At 32.5% G+C, this 24,385-nt stretch carries 25 protein-coding genes and 1 pseudogene; 13 read left to right on the top strand and 13 right to left on the bottom strand.

The features are described from left to right. Positions 1 to 103 precede the first annotated feature (103 nt). The 5 genes from E0F76_RS02515 (at position 104) to yiaK (ending at position 4,381) form a co-directional block, all read left to right on the top strand. Entirely contained in the window at positions 104 to 1,156 is a 1,053-nt protein-coding gene (locus tag E0F76_RS02515; RefSeq protein ID WP_132000926.1) for a 2Fe-2S iron-sulfur cluster-binding protein, read from the top strand. Between the two features lie 259 nt (positions 1,157 to 1,415). Next, positions 1,416 to 1,724, top strand: coding sequence for a hypothetical protein (locus tag E0F76_RS02520; protein ID WP_132000928.1), 309 nt, complete (start codon positions 1,416 to 1,418; stop codon positions 1,722 to 1,724). 40 nt (positions 1,725 to 1,764) lie between these two features. After that, a complete protein-coding gene (locus E0F76_RS02525) occupies positions 1,765 to 2,139 on the top strand; it encodes a ribosomal maturation YjgA family protein (protein ID WP_132000930.1) in 375 nt (124 codons plus the stop codon). A 151-nt stretch (positions 2,140 to 2,290) separates the two neighbouring features. Further along, positions 2,291 to 3,280 carry an aldo/keto reductase gene (locus E0F76_RS02530; protein ID WP_132000932.1) on the top strand — a complete coding sequence of 330 codons (990 nt, stop codon included), beginning with the start codon at positions 2,291 to 2,293 and terminating at the stop codon, positions 3,278 to 3,280. 87 nt (positions 3,281 to 3,367) lie between these two features. Continuing rightward, on the top strand, positions 3,368 to 4,381 hold the full coding sequence (gene yiaK, locus E0F76_RS02535) for a 3-dehydro-L-gulonate 2-dehydrogenase (RefSeq protein WP_132000934.1): 1,014 nt from the start codon (positions 3,368 to 3,370) through the stop codon (positions 4,379 to 4,381). A gap of 151 nt (positions 4,382 to 4,532) precedes the next feature. Here yiaK and E0F76_RS02540 read toward each other — a convergent pair whose 3' ends face one another. Beyond that, positions 4,533 to 5,555 carry a glycosyltransferase family 9 protein gene (locus tag E0F76_RS02540; protein ID WP_132000936.1) on the bottom strand — a complete coding sequence of 341 codons (1,023 nt, stop codon included), beginning with the start codon at positions 5,553 to 5,555 and terminating at the stop codon, positions 4,533 to 4,535. A gap of 47 nt (positions 5,556 to 5,602) precedes the next feature. Beyond that, positions 5,603 to 6,208 (bottom strand): DUF4254 domain-containing protein, encoded by a 606-nt coding sequence (locus tag E0F76_RS02545; RefSeq protein WP_132000938.1) that lies wholly within the window; start codon positions 6,206 to 6,208, stop codon positions 5,603 to 5,605. 88 nt (positions 6,209 to 6,296) lie between these two features. Between E0F76_RS02545 and upp the strand changes: the two genes are divergently transcribed. Then, positions 6,297 to 6,950, top strand: a complete 654-nt coding sequence (upp, locus tag E0F76_RS02550) for a uracil phosphoribosyltransferase (RefSeq protein WP_132000940.1) — start codon at positions 6,297 to 6,299, stop codon at positions 6,948 to 6,950. Here the strand turns inward: upp and E0F76_RS02555 are convergent. Next, entirely contained in the window at positions 6,945 to 7,874 is a 930-nt protein-coding gene (locus E0F76_RS02555) for a DUF6427 family protein (protein WP_132000942.1), read from the bottom strand. The two genes, upp and E0F76_RS02555, sit on opposite strands and share 6 nt — an antisense overlap. A 134-nt stretch (positions 7,875 to 8,008) precedes the next feature. On the opposite strand from E0F76_RS02555, the gene E0F76_RS02560 reads away from it, so the two are divergent. Continuing rightward, a complete protein-coding gene (locus E0F76_RS02560; protein ID WP_132000944.1) occupies positions 8,009 to 8,242 on the top strand; it encodes a DUF6341 family protein in 234 nt (77 codons plus the stop codon). Here the strand turns inward: E0F76_RS02560 and purD are convergent. After that, positions 8,231 to 9,511 (bottom strand): phosphoribosylamine--glycine ligase, encoded by a 1,281-nt coding sequence (gene purD, locus E0F76_RS02565; RefSeq protein WP_132000946.1) that lies wholly within the window; start codon positions 9,509 to 9,511, stop codon positions 8,231 to 8,233. The two genes, E0F76_RS02560 and purD, sit on opposite strands and share 12 nt — an antisense overlap. A 213-nt stretch (positions 9,512 to 9,724) precedes the next feature. On the opposite strand from purD, the gene E0F76_RS02570 reads away from it, so the two are divergent. The 4 genes from E0F76_RS02570 to E0F76_RS02585 all read left to right on the top strand — a co-directional run bounded on the left by E0F76_RS02570 (position 9,725) and on the right by E0F76_RS02585 (position 13,929). After that, on the top strand, positions 9,725 to 11,059 hold the full coding sequence (locus E0F76_RS02570; protein WP_132000948.1) for a phenylacetate--CoA ligase family protein: 1,335 nt from the start codon (positions 9,725 to 9,727) through the stop codon (positions 11,057 to 11,059). Positions 11,060 to 11,120: 61 nt separating this feature from the next. Next, positions 11,121 to 11,600 carry an ORF6N domain-containing protein gene (locus E0F76_RS02575; protein ID WP_132000950.1) on the top strand — a complete coding sequence of 160 codons (480 nt, stop codon included), beginning with the start codon at positions 11,121 to 11,123 and terminating at the stop codon, positions 11,598 to 11,600. A gap of 59 nt (positions 11,601 to 11,659) precedes the next feature. Further along, a complete protein-coding gene (gene wecB / locus E0F76_RS02580; RefSeq protein WP_132000952.1) occupies positions 11,660 to 12,745 on the top strand; it encodes a non-hydrolyzing UDP-N-acetylglucosamine 2-epimerase in 1,086 nt (361 codons plus the stop codon). Beyond that, positions 12,745 to 13,929, top strand: coding sequence for a glycosyltransferase family 4 protein (locus E0F76_RS02585; RefSeq protein WP_132000954.1), 1,185 nt, complete (start codon positions 12,745 to 12,747; stop codon positions 13,927 to 13,929). Before wecB ends, E0F76_RS02585 begins: the two co-directional genes overlap by 1 nt. On the opposite strand, the gene E0F76_RS02590 is transcribed toward E0F76_RS02585, so the two are convergent. Genes E0F76_RS02590 through E0F76_RS02605 form a run of 4 tightly spaced genes read right to left on the bottom strand, consistent with a single transcriptional unit; the run spans position 13,926 to position 19,044 of the window. Beyond that, positions 13,926 to 15,281, bottom strand: coding sequence for an exopolysaccharide biosynthesis polyprenyl glycosylphosphotransferase (locus E0F76_RS02590; RefSeq protein WP_132000956.1), 1,356 nt, complete (start codon positions 15,279 to 15,281; stop codon positions 13,926 to 13,928). The genes E0F76_RS02585 and E0F76_RS02590 overlap by 4 nt on opposite strands. A 56-nt stretch (positions 15,282 to 15,337) precedes the next feature. Beyond that, positions 15,338 to 17,020 (bottom strand): DUF6909 family protein, encoded by a 1,683-nt coding sequence (locus E0F76_RS02595; protein ID WP_132001636.1) that lies wholly within the window; start codon positions 17,018 to 17,020, stop codon positions 15,338 to 15,340. A gap of 38 nt (positions 17,021 to 17,058) precedes the next feature. Next, complete coding sequence (locus tag E0F76_RS02600) at positions 17,059 to 18,540, bottom strand: GH3 family domain-containing protein (protein WP_132000958.1); 1,482 nt, start codon at positions 18,538 to 18,540, stop codon at positions 17,059 to 17,061. A gap of 3 nt (positions 18,541 to 18,543) precedes the next feature. After that, positions 18,544 to 19,044 (bottom strand): peptidase, encoded by a 501-nt coding sequence (locus E0F76_RS02605; RefSeq protein WP_132000960.1) that lies wholly within the window; start codon positions 19,042 to 19,044, stop codon positions 18,544 to 18,546. A 212-nt stretch (positions 19,045 to 19,256) separates the two neighbouring features. On the opposite strand from E0F76_RS02605, the gene tatA reads away from it, so the two are divergent. Continuing rightward, on the top strand, positions 19,257 to 19,436 hold the full coding sequence (gene tatA, locus E0F76_RS02610; RefSeq protein WP_132000962.1) for a twin-arginine translocase TatA/TatE family subunit: 180 nt from the start codon (positions 19,257 to 19,259) through the stop codon (positions 19,434 to 19,436). A 228-nt stretch (positions 19,437 to 19,664) separates the two neighbouring features. Here the strand turns inward: tatA and E0F76_RS19960 are convergent. From E0F76_RS19960 to E0F76_RS02625, 3 genes and pseudogenes are all read right to left on the bottom strand, one after another. Then, a pseudogene (locus tag E0F76_RS19960) lies at positions 19,665 to 20,006 on the bottom strand (DUF5615 family PIN-like protein). A 69-nt stretch (positions 20,007 to 20,075) separates the two neighbouring features. Next, a complete protein-coding gene (locus E0F76_RS02620) occupies positions 20,076 to 20,234 on the bottom strand; it encodes a DUF433 domain-containing protein (protein ID WP_246021961.1) in 159 nt (52 codons plus the stop codon). Positions 20,235 to 20,273: 39 nt separating this feature from the next. Next, positions 20,274 to 22,397, bottom strand: coding sequence for a Tex family protein (locus tag E0F76_RS02625; RefSeq protein WP_132000964.1), 2,124 nt, complete (start codon positions 22,395 to 22,397; stop codon positions 20,274 to 20,276). Between the two features lie 57 nt (positions 22,398 to 22,454). Here E0F76_RS02625 and E0F76_RS02630 point away from each other — a divergent pair, with 57 nt between their 5' ends. Further along, the gene (locus E0F76_RS02630) at positions 22,455 to 22,730 is read left to right on the top strand and encodes a DUF1294 domain-containing protein (RefSeq protein ID WP_132000966.1); all 276 of its coding nucleotides are present in this window, start codon (positions 22,455 to 22,457) and stop codon (positions 22,728 to 22,730) included. 85 nt (positions 22,731 to 22,815) lie between these two features. On the opposite strand, the gene E0F76_RS02635 is transcribed toward E0F76_RS02630, so the two are convergent. Further along, positions 22,816 to 23,727, bottom strand: coding sequence for a cation diffusion facilitator family transporter (locus E0F76_RS02635; RefSeq protein ID WP_132000968.1), 912 nt, complete (start codon positions 23,725 to 23,727; stop codon positions 22,816 to 22,818). Between the two features lie 3 nt (positions 23,728 to 23,730). Beyond that, the gene (rpiB, locus tag E0F76_RS02640) at positions 23,731 to 24,162 is read right to left on the bottom strand and encodes a ribose 5-phosphate isomerase B (protein WP_132000970.1); all 432 of its coding nucleotides are present in this window, start codon (positions 24,160 to 24,162) and stop codon (positions 23,731 to 23,733) included. Between the last annotated feature and the right edge of the window lie 223 nt (positions 24,163 to 24,385).

Consider the following 24,385-nt stretch of genomic DNA (forward strand, 5'->3'; position numbering starts at 1 on the left):
TGAGATGATAAATGTAAGGAAATGTTACAGGAATTTTAAATTTCTAAACACATAAACTTCTAAACTTTTTTTAGGTTTACTATCTTTGTAAAAAATTATACTAATGCCATCATTTAAAAAATTGGTTATAAAAGAAATAAAGCGCGAAACCAAAGACGCTATTTCCATTCTTTTTAACGTTCCTGAAGAGTTAAAGCCAAACTATGTTTTTATAGCAGGACAATATGTCAATATACGATTAACCCTTGACAGTCAAGAAATTCGTCGTGCTTACTCTATTTGCTCTTCACCCGAAAGTGGCGAGTTGCGCATTGCCGTTAAGGCCGTAAAAAACGGAGCTTTTTCACAATTTGCCAACACAAAACTGAAAGCAGGTGATGTTCTTGAAGTAGGAAAACCGGAAGGAAAATTTATTTTCGAACCACATAATGACAATTTAAAAAATTATGTTGCTTTTGTAGCCGGAAGTGGAATAACACCTGTAATGTCTATTCTAAAATCAGTTTTAAAAAGCGAACCCAACAGCTCATTTATTTTGGTTTACGGAAATAAAACGCCAGAAGAAACAATATTTCACCAAGAGTTACATGACTTATTATTAAAATATACAGGAAGGTTATTTGTACATTATGTATACAGTCAAGCCAATATTGAACATGAATTATTTGGTCGAATAGATAAATCCGCTGTGAATTATGTATTGAATAACAAACACAAAGAACAAGAATTTTCTAGTTTTTATTTATGTGGTCCAGAAATAATGATAAATACCGTTTCTGATGTTTTGAAATCGCATAATGTACCTGAAAAAAGCATCAAATTCGAATTGTTTTCGACTTCATTAATAGTAAATGAAATCTCAAAATCAATCGATGGACATTCGAAAATAACGATATTGGTTGATGACGAGGAAACGACTTTTGAAATGTCGCAAAAACAAACCATTTTAGATGCCGCTTTAAAACAAGGAATCGATGCTCCCTATTCATGCCAAGGTGGAATTTGCAGCAGCTGTTTGGCACGAGTTACGGAAGGAACTGCCGAAATGAAGAAAAATTCAATTCTTAGCGATGGCGAAATCGAAGAAGGTTTGATTCTTACTTGTCAAGCACATCCAACATCGGCAACGATTGTGGTGAACTATGATGCTGTATAAACCAATTTTAGACTGCAGATTTTAGATTGCAGATTCTAATAATTAGCAAAAGCTTCTCTGAAAAGGGAAGCTTTTGTTGGTTAAAATAAGGTCTTTATTTTTACTATATTAGCGAATTAAAATTAATTTATAATAGCCTAAATTCTTGTTCTAATTGCTTTTGTACGATTCGAAAACGTAAATAATGTGCTATTTCATACAGTTGCTTCTAAATTCCCTACAGAAAAAACAATTTCAATATTTGATAAAGTCTTACATTATGAAATCTATTCGCGAAATTTTCAAAAACAATCCCTCGCTTTTGAACGAACCTGAAGTAGTTCAGCTTTTGGACTATTGTGAACAATTACAAGACGAAATCGTAGAATTTAAATTCCAGAAAACAAATAATAAAGAATTGGCGATGCTAGATATGCTCAGAGAAGTAATCAAAGGGTGCGACGCTTTTGAGAAAGAACAAGCTGAACACGAACGTTTTGGTTTTGAAGCACCTGATTATCTCTCAACAATTTCGAATTTAAAAAAATATATTTTGGTGCGCAGCCAAGAGGAAAAAATTTGGCTTTAAAAAGTCATTTTCAAAGTGTAATAAAATATCCTTTTAGTGTATGATAAGGTTCAACAAAAACTATTTCCTACTAGCTTTTTTAATTTTTTGGATTGAAGTTTTTATTGCGCTTTATGTTCATGATGCTTTTGTCAGACCATATATAGGCGATGTTTTAGTAGTAATTCTAATCTACTGTTTCGTAAAATCGTTTTTCGACTGTCCTGTTTTTCCTGTTAGCTTATCAGTTTTACTGTTTTCATTCGCTATAGAAACCTTACAGTATTTTAATGGTATAACACTACTAGGTCTTGAAAATTCAAGTCTTGCTAGAACCTTTATTGGCACCTCATTCGCTTGGTTGGATTTGCTGACCTATGTTATAGGAATTGTTATAGTTTTAGTAGTAGAAAAGATGGTTATTAAAAAAACATAGAATTTATTTCGAAAATTCTTTAAAGAAATTTTTATTTAATAGTACTGATACAGCAAAAGCAATTTATAAATTTTAAAAGCAAAGTATATAGTTTACCTTTGTGTAATCGATTAAATAAAAAGGAATTTAGAACAAATATTTATTTATTATCATGGAATATAAGAAATTAGGGAATACCGATTTGGAATTATCTGCCATTACTTATGGAGCATTTGCTATCGGAGGAAATATGTGGGGAGGTAATGAGGAAAGAGATTCAATCGAGTCTGTTGTTGCATCATTAGAAAATGGAGTTACAACATTAGATACCGCACCTTTTTATGGATTTGGTTTAAGCGAAGAAATCGTTGGTAAAGCCATAAAAGGAAGAGATAGAAGTAAAATTCAGTTGTTGACTAAATTTGGAATGATTTGGGATGAAAGCAATCACGGAAAAGGAGATTACTTTTTTGATACTGAAAAAGATGGTCTAAAAACTCCAGTGTACAAATATTCTGGAAAAGCCAGCGTTATTCAAGAAGTTGAAAACAGTTTAATTCGTTTAGGAACGGATTATATTGATTTATTACAAATCCACTGGCCAGATAGCACTACTCCAATTGAGGAAACTATGGAAGCCATGGAAATCCTTCTTCAACAAGGAAAAATACGCGCAGCTGGAGTGTGCAACTATTCAGTTGAACAATTGCAAACAGCCAATAAAACCGTTTCAATTGCCAGCAATCAAGTGCCATATAGTATGTTGAAACGTGATATAGAAAAAGAATTAATACCTTATTCTATCAAAAATAATTTTGGAATTATTGCTTACAGCCCAATGGAACGTGGACTTTTGACCGGAAAATATTTTACCAAAGGGAATTTAAAAAGCAATGACCACCGCAACAATTATTTTGGTCAATATGATATGGCAAAAGTGAAAGCAGTTGTGGACTCATTAATCCCAATTGCTGAAAGTAAAAAAGTAAGCGTTCCCCAATTAGTTTTGCGTTGGACTACTTTGCAACCTGGAATTACAGTAGTGCTTGCAGGAGCAAGAAATGCTACTCAAGCCGAAGAAAATGCAGCTGCTATTCAAGTATCACTATCCGCAGAGGAATTGACTTTTATGAATCAGGAATTAATTAGATTTGGTTTTTAAATAATAAAACAGGGTGAAAAATCACCTTTTTTTATTATTCTATTTTAAAATTTACAAACTTTTATCATTGTCAAATAACTTAATAACATGAATAACAATCAGCTATTAATTCTGTCAGAAAAAATGCAGGATGTATTAAACACCCTTTTTCTTAAATATAAATTTTCAGAAGAAAAAGCACAATTAATGGCAGAAATTTTTACTGAAAATTCATTGGCAGGAGTATATTCCCATGGTATAAATCGTGTTGCTCCTTTTATTCAATTTGTAAAAGAGGGATTAGTAAATGTAGATGCAGAAGCCGAAAAAGCAAGTACTTTTGGAAGTATAGAACGTTGGGATGGGAATTTTGGTCCCGGCATAGTCAATGCTTCAAAATGCACTAATCGAGCAATTGAATTAGCCAAAGTTCACGGAATGGGCTTAGTTGCTTTGCGCAACACAAATCACTGGATGCGGGGCGGATATTATGGATGGCAAACCGCAAAAGCGGGTTGTATAGGAATACTTTTTACCAATACACTCCCAAATATGCCACCTTGGGGAGGTAAAGAAAGCCGAATAGGCAATAATCCTTTCATAATTTCAATCCCAAGAGCAAATGGTCATGTGGTTTTAGATATGGCAATTTCACAATTCTCTTTCGGTAAAATTAATGAGTACCAACAAAAAGGCGAACAACTTCCTTTCCCAGGAGGTTGGGATGAAAATGATACGCTGACTACCGATCCTGAAAAAATTATGTCCAGCCTTCGTGGAGTTCCAATTGGTTACTGGAAAGGTTCTGCTTTATCCATGGTATTGGATATGTTGGCGACTTTACTTTCAGCTGGTGACTCTACCTTTAAAATAAGTCAAAAAGAACAGGAAACTGGTATTTCACAAGTATTTATCTGTATTGATCCTGAACGATTTAATGACAAAAATATCCAAGAAAAACTCCTTAACGAAATCATTGATTACACCCATAATGTTGAAACGATGCAACCAAGCGATAAAATATATTATCCTGGAGAACGCACTTCAATAACTCGCGAAAAAAATTTAAAACAGGGAATTCCAGTAAGTGAGGAAATTTGGAATACGGTTATTAATCTATAGAAAGTAGATAAATAACATATTCTTTTTTAGCAAATTACCAGAGTTTTATGGTAGAATCTTTTGGATTGAAGCCCTAAAATTTGCAATACTAAATTCCACAATTTTGAAAAAGCTGCAGTTGTAGTTTTTATCAATTCGTTAAGAAATGAAGTTATTGTATGGATTTTAAAAAACTTGATTGAATTTTAGAAACAATTTTATCCACAGGAATTGTTTGCATAGCATCTTTATAACCTTCCACTTTTTTATTTCCATAAACAGAAGTTGGTAATTTAGGAAACAGATTTCTATCTGAAACCAAAGCATTTTCTAATGGTTGATCATAGGGAGAAAAACCAGCATATGGATGCGTTGCGCCCCAAAGTGTGATCACTTTTACGCCCAACATCGCAGCTATATGCGCATTTCCAGAATCCATAGAAAGCATCACATCAAGATTGCTGATGAGTTGTAATTCTTGTTGAAACTTGATTTTTCCGGCTACAACCAGAACATTTGTTTTTCCTTCAGCAAAGGATTCTAAAATCGCTATTTCTTTTTTTCCACCTCCAAAAAGCAAAATAGTATGCTCTTTGTTTTCGGATAATTTATTGATTACCTCCAGCATTAAGTCCAGCGGATACACCTTAGAATCATATTGTGCAAATGGAGCAATTCCGATTAATTTTTGAGTTGAATTACCAATAAATTTTAGAGTTTCTTGATCTAAAATAGCTTTTTCAGGAAATACAGCTTGAGATAAATCCAAAGGAAAACCAAGCTCTTCAAACACTTTTGCGTGTCTTTCGAACATACTTGGTAATGGCTTGAAAACTTTATTTTCGGCACGAGTCAATTCTTTTTTACCTTCACGACCTTTATCAACAGCTGCTATTTTTTTTCCATTTAAAGCGAAAAAAGTCCGAACAATTTGGGAACGCAACACATTATGCAAGTCGGCAAAAACATCAATGTTAAGTTCTTTTAATTCTTGGAACAAGCGATACAATCCTAGAAATCCTTTGTGTAAAATTTTATCGTCGAAAGCAAAAAAAGAAATATTGGGAATCGTATCAAATAGTGGTTTGAAAAAAGGGCGGGAAATAACAGTGATTTTGACTTCGGGATATTGATTTGCAAAAGCATGTAAAACAGGAACCGTCATGGCGACATCTCCCATTGCGGAAAGTCTCATGACGGCTATATGTTTGATTTTTTTTGACAATATAAATTTGTCGGGAATTATTTTTTGTTTTGATACAAAACTGGATTCAAATCATCATCATTGTACATTTTCATTTGCTTGTACACCTTCATAAATTTATCTCCTTTTTCGATGTCAGTTAATAAATCTTCAATAGCGGTTGACAAGTCTGTTCTTTGTTCCAATAAAATATTTAATTTTTGTTGGCATTTATCACGGTGTTCCTGTGAAGCTTCAGCACGAGTGGCTTCTTCATTCATGTGATAGATTTTCAATGCTAAAATAGACAATCTGTCAAACGCCCATGCAGGACTTTCAGAATTGATTCTCGCATTGTCTTTTACTTCAACATGAGCATATTTTTGAAGAAAATAACCATCAATATATTCTACCATATCCGTACGCTCCTGATTGGAAGCGTCAATTCTTCTTTTTAAAGTCAATGCAGCTACAGGATCAATATTAGGATCACGAATAATATCTTCGAAATGCCATTGAACAGTATCAATCCAGTTTTTTAGATATAATAAATGCTCAAATTTTTCCTTAGGGTAAGGATTGTTTATAGGTTGATCAACATTATCAAATAAATGGTAATCTTTGATGCTTTGTTCGAAAACGGAATAAGCTAATTTTGAAAACATATCTTTATTTTTTATAATTACAAATATACTTTTAATACTTTTATAGTCAATTAAAAACGTAATAAGTTTGGTTCAAAAATAAAAAACAATGCAAATACACTATTTATTCGAAGAAAACAGCATTCTAAATCACTTTTTAGGCCAAATCAGGAATGTTAATGTTCAAAATGATAGTATGCGTTTTAGAAGAAATATTGAACGTATAGGCGAAGTCATGGCACTCGAGTTAAGTAAAGATTTACACTATATGGATGTGGAAATAAAAACTCCACTTGGAATCAAAAAAACCACTGAAATTGAAGATAAACTCGTATTATGTTCCATTCTTAGAGCAGGACTTCCACTCCATTTAGGGTTTTTGAATTATTTTGACAATGCCGAAAACGGGTTTGTTTCGGCCTATAGACATCATCCAAATAATGATGAATTTTTTGATATTTTAGTAGAATACCAAGCAGTCCCAAATATTAATAATAAAACTTTATTGCTAATTGATCCTATGCTTGCCACTGGACAATCGATGGTGGCCGTTTTTAATAAATTAATGGAAAAAGGACAACCGAAAGAAATTCATATAGCCGTAATTATTGCTGCTCCAGAAGGTGTTGCATTTCTTGAAGAAAATTTACCCGACTCTTGTCATCTTTGGGTAGCGACGTTAGACGAGAAATTAAATGATAAAAAATACATTGTTCCAGGTCTAGGCGATGCAGGTGATTTAGCTTATGGCAATAAATTATAACTGTGAGAAAAATGCAAATAAACTACACAGTATAAGAACTGATAAGACAATTTCTTGTTTTAATTTTAACTGTTTAATTTCAATATGACTTGTTGCCATTATGGACAATGGAGCAATTGTAAATAGTAATATATCATTGCTTTTGTTTGATGATAGTACAAAAACAGCAACTCCAAGAAAGAAAGAAAGAATGATTTTTTTGAAGGAAGATTGTAACAATTGAGGCTTATTTGATAATGATGCAAACATTGAAATTATAAAAAACAAGGCAATAGTTAAATAAATAGAAAAGGCCGCATTTTGATAATTATTGGTGAAATAATCTAATTTAAAACTTACCCTAGTATGAGTATATATAAATTCAAGAATGTCAATTGAGCATATTAAAGCTACCACTATATAACAAATTCCCACAGCAAAAAAAGCGATAAAAGGCAATACCCAATTCCGGTAATCTCTAAATGTGTGAAATATTATGGAGATAAAAACTAATACTATATAAATTATACTCCAAAAATGAAACAAAGCTGCAATAAATATCCATATTGAAGCATCAAATATTTTTTCTTTTGATGCTTTTAGCGATTGTAAAGAAATTAATCTGCGAAGGGCTAACAAGATAAAAAAATTGGATAAAATTAAGTTCGTATTATCCAGTACAGAAGGAAAAAAAAGTAAAAATAAAAAATAGAATAATATCGTGTAGCTACTGTCTTTACTCAATCCATTTTTTTTAGATATAAAATTGGTGATAAAAACAGACGCTAATAAAACAATAAAAAGCATTGTTTTTATTAAAATAGAAAACGTAGAATTTATCCAAGATAAGTCTTGAAATTGGTAGATCAAAAAGAAAACCAGCATTAAAATTACAACCAAAAAAAAATTTATTGGGGTAGATTTTTTAAAAACACTTGTTATCATAAGGATATTTTATACTTTTGTGACTGTAAATATAATACTTGTATAATGATGAAACGAGCTAAGTATTTTTTTTTCATTAAAATAAATACAATTGCAATTAACATCAAATACAATTAACAAATAAAATTAACGAGATGAAAGCATTTTTTGAAGGAATTCAATGGTTATTTGAAAACATATTTTTTGCTCTACACAATTTTCTTAAAGAATTAGAATTAACTCACTGGTTTGCTGCTAATACCATCAACTGGATTTTTATGATTATCTGTGCAGTAGCAATGGTTTATTGGATTAAACAATTGAAACTACACGAAGAAGAAGGTCAAGAGAAACAAGATACAACAGCGCATTCTTTCTTAGGAAAGTAAGTCGAAGCCAATATCTTTTCTAAAATACATCTTATCAAAATTTAGCTTGTCTATGTTTTGGTAAGATTTTTTTATGGCCTCTTGGAAGTTATCTCCATACGAAGTGATTGCCATAACTCTTCCACCATTTGAAAGTACATTTCCATTTTCGTCTAATTTAGTTCCTGCGTGAAAAACAATTGAATCTTCAATATTTTCGATACCAGAGATTACTTTTCCTTTTTCAAAATCTTCAGGATAACCTCCGGATACCAGCATCACTGTAGTAGCACTTCTTTCGTCAATTTCTAGTATGAAATCTCCAAGTTTTTCATTGGCTACAGCCAAAAACATTTCCACTAAATCTGATTTCATCCTTGGAACCACCACTTCGGTTTCAGGATCACCCATTCTCACATTGTATTCAATTACAATTGGCTCGTTGTTGACATTAATTAAACCAATAAAAACAAAACCTTTGTATTCGATTCCATCTTTCTGAAAACCTTCAATCGTTGGTTTTACTATTCGTGACTCGATTTTTTCCATCAAAACAGCATCAACATATGGAACTGGAGAAACCGCTCCCATTCCGCCTGTATTCAAGCCTGTATCGCCTTCACCAATGCGTTTGTAATCTTTGGCTGTTGGCAGGATTTTATAGTTCTTTCCATCAGTTAATACAAAACAACTCAATTCGATTCCGTCAAGAAATTCTTCGATAACTACTTTTGAACTGGCATCACCAAATTTTTGATGCACCAACATATTTCTTAATTCTTCTTGGGCTTCCGCCAAATCTTGAATAATCAAAACTCCTTTTCCTGCGGCTAAACCATCGGCTTTTAAAACGTAAGGTGATTTTAAAGTGGCTAAAAATGCACAACCTTTTTCTACAGTTTCAGCAGTGAAGCTATCATAAGCTGCCGTTGGAATATTATGTCTCATCAAGAATTCCTTGGCAAATTCTTTACTTCCTTCTAATGTTGCTCCTAATTTAGAGGGGCCAATTACTGGAATATCTTTTAAATCGGTGTCATTTTTGAAAAAGTCGAAAATCCCTTTTACTAATGGATCCTCGGGTCCTACAACTACCATTCCTACTTTTTCTTTTAAAACAAGTGCTTTAACTGCAGTAAAATCTGTTGGATTTATCGCGACATTAGTAGCAATTGAAGCAGTTCCTGCATTACCTGGAGCTACAAATAGTTTGTCGCAAAGCGGACTTTGAATCATTTTCCATGCAAAAGCATGCTCTCTTCCTCCTGAACCTAAAAGTAAAATTGTCATTGTGTAGTTGTTAATTGTGCAGCAAAAATAATTGCTTTTGAACTTAAAAAATAATTAAATCTTAAAAAGTTGTTACTTCTTGTACATTAGTTATCCTTAAATATTATTTTTGGTAAAAATATATTTCGAAAAATGTTTCGATTTACAGTATAGCAATAGACACAAACCAAATAAATTGCTAGTAAAATAAAGGACTAAAAAATCAACACAAAAATGAGTCTCTATAGCAAAATCTTTACTACTATTTTACTACCTATAAGTGAATTCATTTTTTCTATACCACTTTCTAAAGAAATTGAAAAACTTGATAAAACCACTAAACTTTCAGAAATTGAAATTGAAAAATATCAAAAAGAAAAATTGTCGGAGTTACTTTCGCATGCAATAAAAAACGCTGAATATTATACAAATCTAGGGATTGCAGTCGATCCAAACATGCCTATGGATAGTTTGAAACGTTTTCCGATTTTAACTAAAAAAATCATCAAAACCCAAACCGACTCATTGCTCACTCTACCCAAAGAGGAATTATTAAAAAACGGAAGTAGTGGTTCTACTGGCGAACAAACTATTGTTTATTGGAGCAAAAAAGAACAAACTTTTAACCGTGCAACGCAATTGTTGTGGTGGCAATGGGCAAAATATAATCTTGGGGACAAACTAATTCAAACCGGGATTAATCCTAAAAGACAAGGATTAAAAAAATACAAAGACTTTTTTTTTAGAACAAAATACATCCAGGCGTTTTCGCATAACAAAGAAGATATTCTACATATTTTGTCGAAATTGAATAAGAATCAGGAATATACCTTGGCGGGTTATGCTTCTTCATTATACGTTATTTCTCAAATAGCGATCGAAAACAAAATAGAGTTAAAAATAAAAACTGCTATTGCATGGGGCGATAAATTATTCGATCATTACAAAAAAGCTGTTTTCGAAGCCTTTAATTGCAGGGTATATGAAACCTATGGTTCTGCCGAAGGATTAATGATTGGCGCCCAAAAAGACTTAGACTATTTGTATTTAATGACAACAAATGTCGTGGTAGAACTACTTGACGATGCAGGAAACGAGGTTGAAGATGGGAAAATAGGTCATGTTGTGGTTACTAATTTAAATGGTTATGCAATGCCTTTAATTCGGTATAAAATTGGTGATTTGGCCATTAAATTGCCTCGAAAAGACTATCCAAAAAACAGGGAATTGAACTTGCCTATTCTTCAAAAAATTATTGGAAGAGATACCGATATTGTAAAAACACCCTCCGGAAACTTTATGGTGGTTCATTCGTTTACAGGGATCTTTGAACATATTCCCGAAATAAATCAGTTTTGTGTTGTGCAAAATGACTTGAATGGAATAGTTATCAATTACATCAAAGGAATTAATTTTAAACCCGAAATTTTAACTTCTATTTCAAAGCAAATAGAAAGTCAACTCAACGAACCTTTTATTATAAATTTTAATGAAGTTTTGGAAATAAAACCTAGTAAATCTGGGAAACCTCAATTAATTATTTCAAATTTGAAAAATAGAAACCATTAATTTCCTAATGACATAATTGGAGGTTACAAATTGTGATCTTAAAGAAGATAAACGATAATAGATGGAAAATGAGATACTACTTTCTGAAGAATTGATTTCTGATAAGATATACTATATTAGAAACCAAAAAGTGATGCTTGCTGTAGACTTATCTACACTTTACAATGTTGAAACTAGAAGGTTAAAAGAACAGGTTAAAAGAAACTTATCCCGATTTACTGAAGATTTTATGTTTCAATTAACTGAAAATGAATTCCAAAAATTGAAGTCGCAAGTTGCGACATCAAGTTGGGGTGGCACTAGAAAATTACCTTATGCTTTCACAGAACATGGCGTTCTTTTGTTATCAAGTGTTATAAATAGCACAAAAGCAATTCAGACTAATATTCAAATAATGCGCATATTTTCGAGAGTGAGACAAATGCTTTTCGATACTATCGATTTGAAAATAGACATTCTTCAAATCCAGAAAAAACTGGAAAATCACGTGATTGCTTCGTTCCTTGCAATGACAAATTGGAATCTTATTGAGACGAATTGACCGAGAAAAAAGTAGACGATAAACCAAGAACAAAAATAGGTTACTAAAAATAACAATTAATGAAAATCACCATAGTTGCAGGCGCAAGACCTAATTTCATCAAAATCGCACCCATAATCAAAGCGATAGAAAAAAAGCAAACCGAAGGAGCCGCTATTTCTTTTCGCTTGGTGCACACAGGGCAGCATTATGACAAAAACCTCAGCGATACTTTCTTTGAAGAGTTGAATATCCCAAAACCCAATAGCAATCTAGAAGTAAAAAGTGGTTCACAAGCCGAGCAAACAGGCGCTATAATGGTGGCATTTGAAAAAGAATTACAGCAAAATCCTTGCGATTTAGTATTGGTAGTTGGCGATGTCAATTCGACCATGGCTTGTGCCATTGTAGCCAAAAAACAAAACATAAAAGTGGCTCATGTAGAAGCCGGAATTCGTTCTGGCGATAGGACTATGCCTGAAGAAATAAATAGAATCGTAACCGATAGCATTACCGATTATTTCTTCACAACCTCTGAAACGGCGTCCGATAATTTAATGAAATTTGGAATTGAAAAATCCAATATCCATTTTGTAGGCAATGTAATGATCGATACTTTATATCAAAATATAGAACGAATTGTTGCTCCTGATTTTTGGAACCAATTTGAATTAGAAACCCAAAATTATATCATTCTTACCTTACATCGACCTTCCAATGTAGATGAGGAAAAGTCGCTAATTAATTTGCTTCAAGGCATTGACAAAATGACCGATGACAAAAAAGTGATTTTCCCAATTCATCCTCGTACTAAAGCTATTTTGGGAGAAACAAATTTAGTTTTAAAAAACATCCTTTTTGTCGAGCCACAAGGTTATTTGAATTTTATGTATCTTATTAAAAATAGTTTTGCTGTTATAACAGATTCTGGTGGAATTTCGGAAGAAACCACAATACTTGGAATTCCTTGTTTTACGATGCGAAACAACACCGAAAGGCCCGAAACTCTTAACATTGGAACCAATACTTTGGTAGGAACATCTATAGAAAAGCTGGAAAAAAAGTTTACAGAATTCTTGAATATTGGAAAAATAAAAGCGGGAATTCCAGCACTTTGGGACGGAAAAGCCTCGGAACGAATTATTGAAATTTTGCTTAAAAAATAATGGAAAAAATACTAATCATATCTAATTATTACCCACCTGAAAAAGGTGCTGCTGCAAATAGAATCGAACAGTTGGCTTTGAAATTAGATCAAAACAAATACAAAGTTACTGTACTTTGTCCTTTAGGGAATTACCCAAAAGGAGCATTGTTTCCGGAATATAAAGGAAAGTTATTGGTGACTGAAAAACACCATAATATTACAGTAAAACGATTGTGGATTTATCCAAGTATCAGCAAAAACATCTTAAAAAGAATGCTATCGGTATTATCCTTTTCGACTGCTTTATTTTTCTATTTAATATGCAAAAAAATACCTCATAAAGTAGTGGTTCAATCGCCACCATTGATGCTCTCTTATATTTCTGTTTTGGTGCTTTCGCTAATGCGAAAAAAGATAATCTTGAATGTTTCTGATTTATGGCCATTGGCGGCAATTGAATTAAATGCGCTTAAAAAGAATAGTTTTTCACATAAAGTTTCTTTGTTTTTTGAACGATTTATCTATTCAAATTCCAATATAATCCTTGGTCAGTCTAACGAAATAATTACTCACATTCATTCGATTTATCCAGAAAAAAAATGCTATTTGTATCGCAATTTTCCCGAACATAAAAGTATAGAACCGCAATTTGATGTCAATCCCGATGAACCAATAAAATTATTTTATGCTGGTTTATTAGGAATTGCACAAGGTATTTTTGAATTATGTCAAAAAATTGATTTACAAAATTTAAACATGGAATTGCACATTTTTGGTGATGGAGCTGAAAAATCTCAAATTGAGGAATTTATTCAACAAAACCCACAGAAAAAAATCGTATTTCACGATATGGTTGAACGGGACAAATTACACGAAAGCTTGAAAAAATTTGACATTGCCATCGTTCCACTTAAAAAAAGAATTTATGGTTCTGTACCATCAAAAATATTTGAATACAGTGCTTTGGGTTTGCCAATACTTTATTTTGGTGGTGGTGAAGGAGAAACAATTGTTGCCGAAAATAATTTGGGTTGGGTTGCCCATGTTGGTGATTTTGAAAGTTTAAATACTACATTAATTGAAATCTCAAAAACCGGAAAAGAATCGATTCAAATAATGAAAAAACAGGTTTTCGAATGTGCAGAAAATAAATTCAATCTTGATTATCAAATAAAAAAATTAATGAATGAAGGTGTTTTTTAAAATGCTTTTTCGTCTCCTTTTAAAGTAATATAAATGGTGTTAAAAATGATTTCAATGTCCAATAAAATGGACCAATTTTCCATGTAGAAAATATCATATTTTACTCGGTTGATGATATCTTCATCAGACTCCACTTCTCCTCTAAAACCTTTGGTTTGGGCAAGTCCCGTAATTCCAGGTTTCACAAAATGACGCACCATAAATTTATCCGTCATTAAGGCATATTTATCATTATGGCTTACCGGATGTGGTCTTGGCCCAACAACTGACATATCTCCCCATAAAACATTGAAAAATTGAGGCAATTCGTCAATGCTGTTTTTTCGTATAAAACGACCGATTTTGGTTATTTCAATATCATTTTTTAAAGCTAAATCCACATCTGAATGAGAATTGAACTTCATCGATCGGAATTTATAGCAATTAAATACATTGTAATTCAAACCGTTCCTTTTTTGAACAAAAAACACGGACCCTTTTGAATCCAATTTTATAATTATAGCCATAATTGGAATTAACCAGGACAATATTCCCAAGATTATTATTGTAGAAAACAAAAGATCAAAAGCACGTTTTATGATTTTATTCATAGTTTGATCTTGTAGAATATCTCTAGAGGAAATAACAGGAATATAATCATAATATTCGAACTTTATATTACGGGAAAGAATTTGTTTTTCATCTGGAATAAACTTCAATGTTTTTAGATTATTATCGGCAAAGTTGATGATTTCTCTAATTTGTTTGTCAGATAAATCAGCTGTAGCACAATATATTTCATCTATTTTTTTTTCAAATACAAAGGATAGACAAGCTTCTATTTTTTCGCTTTTATGGTTTTCTAAAGTAAAACTTTTTATTAATTTATACCCATAATCTATATTTTCAGTAAAAAATGCTTTTAACGGATGCGTGTTTTTAGTGTTTCCTAATAACACCACTGTTCTAAAATTTCTGCCCACTAAAAGCCTATATCTTCTAAGAAAATAATAAATAAAAAGTTTAACAGATAATATGAGGGATAAGGAAATAAAAACAAATAAAACAACTTTCTTTTGATATAGAAAATCAGAATAAAACAACTCCAATGCCAAGCAAAAAAGAGTGTATAAAAAGCCCTGTTTTAAAGTGCAATTTAGAATAGCAATTACTTTTGTATAACGGTATACTTCATAAAAACCTAAATAAATTGCAATTAAAACCCAAGCTAAAGTGATGAAAACAGCATAGGAAAATGAATTATTAGCATGAAACGGAAAAATATAAAAAGCCGTTACATTGATGATAATCAAATCTATCAAGTAAGAAAATGGGCGAATAAAGCCAGAATATCTCGCTGTTTTAGTTTTCAAATTATTGGGTATTGGTTTTTAGCACAGGAATATTTCGACTGTTCGATTCGCTACTTTTAAATTACATTAAAAATTTGTTCCAAAATCTTGATTGTAATCAAATAAGTTGGCTTCACTCCCGTTGTTCCTAATCCTCCTGAAGCTAATGTACTTCCTGTTTCTAATGGATTATCTGATGCATAATAAGCATATCGAACTTTAACATCAGGTGGAATACTTTTTCTGATTTTTGATGCTGATTGAATGGCTTTTTGATAATAAGAACCTTCCATTTCCAATCCGATAACACCCCAAGTTGATTCGTGAAAGAACTTTAATAAATCTTTGTTTTGCAATGAAGTACCAAGAACTGTAACCATGGGTCCTTCGAAAACAGCAATATCATTGCCTTCAAACATTTTACCTGACAACTCATTTTTAAAAAAGTAATTATCGGCTGTACCCTCATTGATGTGAGCAGATGGTATCATAATATCACCTTTTCCTCCTTCGAGAATCCCGGCTTTTCCCATAATTGAAATGGATACCACGTTTATTAAACTATTGTTTTTCTTGAATGGTTTCAAGAGCTCATCGATAGTTTCATAAGCTTGTTCTCCAAAAGCATAATCCATTACTATTAAAACAGGTGCTTTCTCACCAATTTGAGCTGTTGGAAAAGATGATTTTGCCCAATCTATTTTTGCGGTATCAAAAATTTGAACATTTATATTCGTTCCAGAGGCATCTGGAACTGAAATCATTCCATATTGAATTGCAAATTCCTCCACTTTATCTCGAACCTCATTGGCACCCGATTTACTCAGTTCTTCATAAATAAAGAAATCTGATTTGTCTTTAAACTTTGTTTTCAACACTGTTGTGGCAAAAATAGAGTTCATTACACTGTGCATATTGGCACTAATAACGTGAATTGGACGTTCTAAAAGATTGTTTTCCTTCAGAACTTCCTTGATGTTAGTAGCCCAAATTTCACCATGAATATGATGCCCTAATCGTTCTCTTAAAATTGGACTGAATGTAATCGTTCTTTTGTTGTCTTCTACCACTTCTTCGATGGCTAATTTTCCAAGCCAATAAATGACATGCAAGAATCGATCAGGAGCTAATTCTGATCCAAATGCATCATAAATATCTAAGACTTCTATAAATGTTCTTCCTAAGATGTTTGCAGCATGCGAAACTGCTTTTTCTCTTTCAATTTGTGTCAGCTTTTTCTTTTGAAATACTGCTTGTTCTATCTTTAACCAATCGCGTGAAACTTCTCCAGCTTCATCAAGCAAAACCCTATTCCTTATTTTATGGGATTCAATGAAAATGAACGTCAAATGTGTCAAAATATCATAAATATCTGAACGACCTCGCGTAATTTCAACATTCATTTGTTCCTCGTCTATACGATAACAATTTCTTTTTCTTTTTGGTGGAACTATAGCATGAAAGTGGGATTTAGAATAGCCTTCATCTGAAGTTAAATTGATAAATCGGCATTCTTCAATTCCTATTGGAAGTCGTTCAATAACATATAAAAGTCCGCTTAATTCTACTTTTTCTTCAGCAATGTTTCCGTAAATTTCGGGACGTAACGACAATAATGCTTCGCGCAAAGTTTCGCCAGACACTCCCATAGGTTTATAAAAACCGCGGTTAAACAAATGCCGCATCGTTATGTACATTTTTTCAATTGCAGCAGATGACTCTTGGGCTCTAGATCGTGATATATTCTTTATTTCTTTCATTAGGTTTTCCTCTAGCAACAAATTTATAGTTTCCAATTTTATTTTAATAAATCAACAATTTTTCTATCGTTACTCAAACGAGGAAGCTTGTTTTGTCCACCCAGTTTTCCTATCGATTTCATGTAGTCTTGAAAACCATTTTTAACCACAGTAGTAACGACCACTTTTCGCAATACTTTACCAATAATTAAATCGTCATAATACAAGTTTTGTTTGCACATTGCTTGATCTAGCTTATCTGCAAAATCATCAAGATTATCGGGTTCATTTTCGAACTCAATAAACCATTCATGATAAGGTAAACCTTCTTTTGGGTTGATTTGTGGCGCTACCGTGAATTCATTGATACGGATGTTTGTTCCAATAATAGCTTCTTGCAAGGCGCTTTCAACTTCTTTTCCAATGACGTGCTCGCCAAAAGCGGAGATAAAATGTTTGATTCTTCCTGAAACTATAATTCGATACGGTTTTAAACTCGTAAACTGAACGGTGTCGCCGATATTGTATGCCCAAAGTCCTGCATTGGTCGAAATAATCAACACATAATTGACTCCTAATTCAACTTCACCAATAGTATGTCTTTTGGGATTTGAGTTGTAAAATTCCTCGCTTTTTATAAATTCATAAAAAATTCCCGAATTCAATAACAGCAACATTCCTTTTTCTTTTTGGGAATCTTGATAGGCAAAAAATCCTTCTGAAGCGGGAAACAATTCAATGCTATCTACTTTCCGTCCAATAAGATTTTCAAACTTGGCACGATACGGCTCATAATTGACTCCGCCATAAATGAATAAATTGAAGTTTTTGAAGATTTCTCCTACAGGCTTCCCACCTTTTTGGTGCAATTTCTCAAAATACATTTGCACCCAAGATGGAATTCCCGAAATCACTGTCATATTTTGGTCAAAAGTTTCCTCGACAATCGTGTTTATCTTTTTCTCCCAGTCTTCAATACAGTTCGTTTCCCACGAGGGCATTCTATTTTTTTGTAAATATTTAGGAACAAAATGAGCTACAATTCCTGATAGTCTGCCAAAATTTATTCCGTTTTCTTCTTCTAATATTGGACTTCCTTGAAGGAAAATCATTTTTCCATCTACAAAACTGGAGTTTCCTGTTTCGTGAATATAATGTAAAATAGCATTTCGAGCGGATTCGATATGAAACGGCATCGATTCCTTTGTAAGCGGAATATATTTGGCTCCTGAAGTAGTTCCTGAAGTTTTAGCAAAATAAAGTGGTTTCCCTTTCCAGAGAATATTTTCCTCCCCGTTTACCACTTTTTCAATGTAGGGTTTTAAATCTTCATAATCCCGAATCGGTACATTTTTTGCAAAATCGTCGAAGGTTTTAATTTGGTCAAAATGGTGATCTGCACCAAATGAAGTTTTTGAAGCCTGATGTAGTAAATCTTTGAACACTTTACGCTGTGTTTCAATTGGATTTGAAGCCCAAGCTTGTGTTTTATGATAGATGTTTCGGGCAAATATTTTAGCCAAAAAAGGTTTTAATGCCATGAATTAGTGTTTTTTTACCTTCACTTTTTGAAGGTTCGTTTTTTCCTCTTTTGCTACTTTTTCTCTTAATTCCAATTCTTCTTTTGAAGGGGAAAAGTCGAATTTCGAAGGTGTATCAGTGCTCGATGCAAGAATGGAATCTTTATTGAATTTTGCATATTCTAATTCACCAGTAAGTACCTTCCGAATTGCTTTTATATAAACTTCATTTTTCTTTAAAGCCAAAGTTAGTGAATCCGACTTTAATGCTAATTCAGTTGCATCTTTTTTAAGTTTAGTAGAAGAATATCCAGGTATAAGTTCACGCAAAGGAGTGAAAGCAATGATAAATGTTGTTATTGATATTAGAAAAATAGCACCAAGGGTAGCTACTATAAAAACGTTCATAAGATTCAATTTGAAAGAAAAAAGTTCTTCAAAGGTATCTTCATTCAAAATGACCAATCGGTTTTTTGTAAATAATTTATTTTTGAGTTTTTTCCTTTTAAGCCTTTTTTCGGACATTTTTATAAGTATATTTTACAAATATAATAATTTAATATCTTGTTATTAACCCTATTTTTACTTGTTTACAATTATATAAAAATAAATTTTACCAAAGTTTTAACGCTTTTGAATCTAAATAATTAGGCTAAAATGAAATTAAGTAAAATAATTCTATTTACCTTTGTCTTCATATTTATTAAAAATTTGCTCCGGCAACAAATTATTCAATTATGGGAAGATTAGGTGTTACAGAAATCCTTGTTATATTGGCAGTTGTATTATTACTTTTTGGAGGTAAAAAAATTCCAGAATTAATGAAAGGGCTTGGAAGTGGAATAAAAGAATTTAAAAATGCAGCCAAAGACGACGAAAAAAAAGAAGATAAAAAAGAAAGCGAAACAAAAGAGTAAATTTCTTTAATTTTCGACATTAAAAAAGTTCCAATACACAAGTCATTTATTTACTTGTAGTTTGGAACTATTTCTTTACTAACCATCGTCAACTGTATTCTTTTCCAATCCTCATTCATTTCAGTTACTCTGACAGTAACATGCGAGTGTATCACAACTTCGTTTACATCGCTCACAAAGCCAGCTTTGAGTTGGAAAATGTGAACCTAAGACAATAGCAATTATATTCTAATTGGTGTATATTTCAAAAATATCGTTTTCATTAGTAGAAATAAAATTTATTATTTTATCCTTACTTTCAAGGAAAAGCTCTATTAATTTTTTGGTGTCTAGATTATAGGTTTTAAGAAAGATTAACTTCGGTGGTGCTTTCCTTAAAAGTACAATTTTCTCAAAATCATCATCTTAACTTACTATTGTAAATCCATTTTTTTTTGCATAATTCCAAATACCAATATCATCTGCAGGTGGATTTAATTGTAATTCTGAAGCGGGAACAACTTCTTCAAAAAATGGACTAAGCTTTTTTATCATTCGCCAAGAAAAATTTTCATCTAATAATAACTTCACGAGGCAAAAGCAATCTTAGTTATAGTATCTCGATAAGCAGCAAACGAGAGTGTTGCCATTATTTTTTCTTTATCTAATTAAAGGAAAATCTTCGATAATCTCTTCCATCGACATTCCTGACGCTAAATATGATAACACGTCAGAGACCGTAATTCTTGTGCCAGAAACACAAGGTTTTCCACTTCTAATGCCTGGATTTATGCTAATGTGTTTTTGCCAATTTTCCATAATTTAGTAATCAAATTTAATCAATTTTTTTGATTCTTTTTAAATCACCATCGTCAATTGAATTCTTTTCCTGTCCTCATCCACCTCAGTGACTTTTACTTCAACGTGTTGGTGCAATTTCACCACCGTGTTTACATCGCTCACAAAGCCTGCTTTGAGTTGGGAAATATGAACCAAGCCACTTTCTTTGATACCTAAATCGACAAAACATCCAAAATTGGTAATGTTGTTGACAATTCCGTTTAAAATCATGCCTGTTTTCAAGTCTTTGATGGTTTTTACATTCGGGTCAAATTCAAAAACCTTGGCTGATTTTCTGGGATCTAATCCTGGTTTTTCGAGTTCTTTAATGATATCTTTTAAGGTCAATAAACCTATTTCTGGTGTGATATAATTTTCAGGTTTTATTAAGGCTGTTTTTTCCTTGTTGCCAATCAAATCGCTCACTTTTAGTTTCAAGTCTTTTGCCATTTTCTCCACAATTGGATAAGCTTCAGGATGCACCGCCGAATTATCCAAGGGGTTTTTTCCTTCTTTAATTCGGATAAAAGCCACTCCTTGTTGATAGGCTTTTTCGCCCAAACGAGGTACTTTTTTGAGTTGTTTTCGGTCTTCAAATGGGCCGTTTTCGGAACGATATTGCACTATATTTTCTGCCAGCTTCTCTCCTATTCCACTCACATAACTCAACAAATGCTTGCTCGCAGTATTGATGTTTATCCCAACCGAATTCACGCAACGAATCACCGTGCTATCCAATTCTTCTTTTAACTTGTTTTGATCCACATCGTGCTGATATTGACCTACTCCTATTGCTTTGGGATCAATTTTTACCAATTCGGCCAATGGGTCACTCAATCGCCTACCGATAGAAACCGAACCACGGACCGTAACATCATAATTTGGGAATTCTTCACGAGCAATTTTCGATGCCGAATACACCGAAGCTCCCGCTTCTGAAACAATAAAAACCTGAACAGGCTTATCGAAAGCTATTTTCTTTATAAAAAATTCCGTTTCTCTAGAAGCGGTTCCGTTTCCTATTGAAATTGCATCAATAGAATAAGCATTTACCATTGATTTTATCTTTTTCATTGCCATGGCCGTTTCGTTTTGAGGCGCATGCGGATAAATGGTTTCGTTGTATAATAAATCACCTTTTTCGTCCAAACAAACTATTTTACAACCTGAACGAAATCCTGGATCTATAGCCAAAATACGTTTTTCTCCCAAAGGTGGCGCCAACAATAATTGTCCTAAATTGTTCGCAAAAACCTGAATCGAATTGGCATCTGCTTTGGCTTTGGCTTCTTGCAAAGCTTCGTTGGAAATGGCAGGATTGAGCAATCTTTTATACGAATCTTCAATAGCCAATTGCACATGTGGCGTGCTGGCACTTTGTCCTTTTAAAATCAATTCGTCAATTATATCATACGCTTCGTCTATATCAACTTCGACTTTAAACTTAATAAAACCTTCGTTTTCGGCGCGTAGCATGGCTAATAATCGATGCGATGGTGCTTTTGTCAAAGGTTCTGACCATTCGAAATATTGGTTGAATTTTTGAGCCCCTTCTTCGTCCCTTTTGGTTTTTACTACCTTAGTTGTGATGGTTGCTTTGCGTTCATACAGGCGTCGCAATTGTTTACGAACATAAATATTTTCGTTTATCCATTCGGCGATAATATCTCGTGCACCTTGCAAAGCTGCCTCTTCATTGGTTACAGCCTCATTCAAATATTTCGTAGACAAAAAATCGACATCGTCTTTGCCTTGCGCCATAATGATTTTGGCCAAAGGTTCCAATCCGTTTTCGCGGGCTACATCGGCTTTGGTCTTTTTCTTCTTTTTATATGGTAAATAAAAATCCTCTAACTCTTGCATATCAAAGCTCTGCTGGACTTTTTTATCCAATTCGGGCGTTAAGGCATTTTGTTCTTCGATTGATTTTAAAATCGCCTCTTTTCTCTTTACAATCGCTTCGTATTGCTTTTGAAGTTTGGCTATGTTTTCTATTTGCACTTCATCGAGATTTCCTGTAGTATCTTTTCGATACCTTGAAATAAACGGAATGGTGCAATCTTCTTGTAATAATTGAACGGTTTTCTGAATGTTTATGGCGGCTGTATGTACAGTCTTGGCGATGAATTGTATGTTGGTCATTGTTTGTTTTTTTTTCAGTCCGCTAAAATAATATCTTTGGAGCTTAATAGTAGCTAAATGAATGTTATATTCTACTCTTTTTTGATTTTAAATGCAATCGCTTTTGTTCTAGTAGGCTATGATAAATATTTAGCAAAAGCACAAAAAAATAGAATTTCAGAACGCACTTTATTGGGTTTTGTCTTCGTTGGTGGAACTATTGGTTCTGGATTAGCAATGTTTATTTTCAGTCATAAAACTTCAAAAAACTCCTATTTGTGGAAGTATTGGGGTATTGTAATTTTTCAATTCTTGCTTACTTTTCTTTGGTTTTATTTTAAACTTTTTAAATAATAAAGTCAAAAAAATATTTTTTTTAAAAATAAAAAAACGTTAATTCGGTCAGTAGACTGACTGAATTTCTAATATTTATAACAAATTAATCCTGGACAATAAAATCCTTTGAGGTTTCCTCTTTTTTATATTCTGGTTGAATATTGATGTGATTAATCTGAAATTTTTCGAATAAAACATGTTCAATTTTTTGTAAAATCTCGTTGAATTCAGTCATTTTAATATCTTCCTGACATTCAAGATGCGCTTCTAGATGTAATTCGTCTTCATTAAGATACCAAACGTGAATATGGTGTAATTTTTCTATTCCTGGAATAGTATGCACTTCGGTAATAATTTCTTTTATATCAATGTGACTTGGAGTAAAAAGCATTAACATTTGAGTCGATTTTTTTAGTAAATCAAATCCAACAAAAAGTAAGTAAATTGCAATTAACAAAGTCAATACACTATCAACCCAATACCATTGAAAAAATTTCATCAACAATCCACCGATTAAAACAGCTACTGAGGCCAACATATCTGTAAACAAATGCAAATAAGCCGATTTCATATTTAGATTTTTATCGGCATCATTTTTTAACATGATAACCGATAAACCATTTACTATTATTCCTAAAAGCGAAAGCCAAATTACTAAATCAGATGCAATTGTATGTATGTTAAAAAAACGTTCTATTGCTTCATAAATTAAAAAAAAAGCAACAATTATAAGCGTCATTGCATTTACGAAAGCGGCAATAAGTTCGGCTCTTTTGTATCCGAAAGTTTGATTTATTGAAGCTTCTTTTTGAGATAATTTATGAGCTACATAACTAAAAACCAATGAAAGAACATCGGAAAAATTATGCAATGCATCCGATAATAAAGCCAAACTTCCTGAAATAAGTCCACCGATAACTTGTGCAACAGTTATTACAAGGTTTAAAATTATTGAAAATAATAAGTTTTTACCTTGAACTTCGTGATGATTACCGTGGCTATGGTTGTGTCCCAAAATTTATAAACAACTTATTTTATTCACTCTAGTTTGATGTCTTCCTCCTTCGAATTCTGTGGTTAAGAATGTGTCAACAATTTCGACTGCTTGAGGAATTGAAGTGTAACGAGCTGGAATACTCACTATATTAGCATCATTATGCAAACGGGTTAAATAAGCAATTTCTTTAATCCAACACAAACCCGCTCTTACCTTTGGATGTTTGTTCACTGTCATAGCAATTCCATTTCCAGAACCACAAATTACAATTCCAAAATCAGCTTTTCCTTCAGTAATATCATTAGCAACTGGATGCGCAAAATCTGGATAATCAACACTAGCTTCAGAATCAGTTCCGTAATTAGTTACTGTATGACCTTTAGACTCTAAATACTGTACAATTGCTTTTTTATAATCTGGTCCAGCGTGGTCGTTTCCTATAGATATTTTCATCTTTTTTTAATTTAATTATAGAATTGCAAATTTACTGAAAGTATTGTTTTTAATTACTTTTCTTTATTATTAAATAATAATATGTTTTAATATACTGATATTTAGCGCACTAATTAATTTTACATTAAACATAAAAAAACTATTCAATCTACTTATAATGTTAATTTACCGTAATGTTAATAGCCATTTATAAATAACTGAAAATCAGTTAACCTTATGTTAA

Origin of the sequence: Flavobacterium cellulosilyticum, assembly GCF_004349355.1 — a bacterium.
Taxonomy (GTDB): domain Bacteria; phylum Bacteroidota; class Bacteroidia; order Flavobacteriales; family Flavobacteriaceae; genus Flavobacterium; species Flavobacterium cellulosilyticum.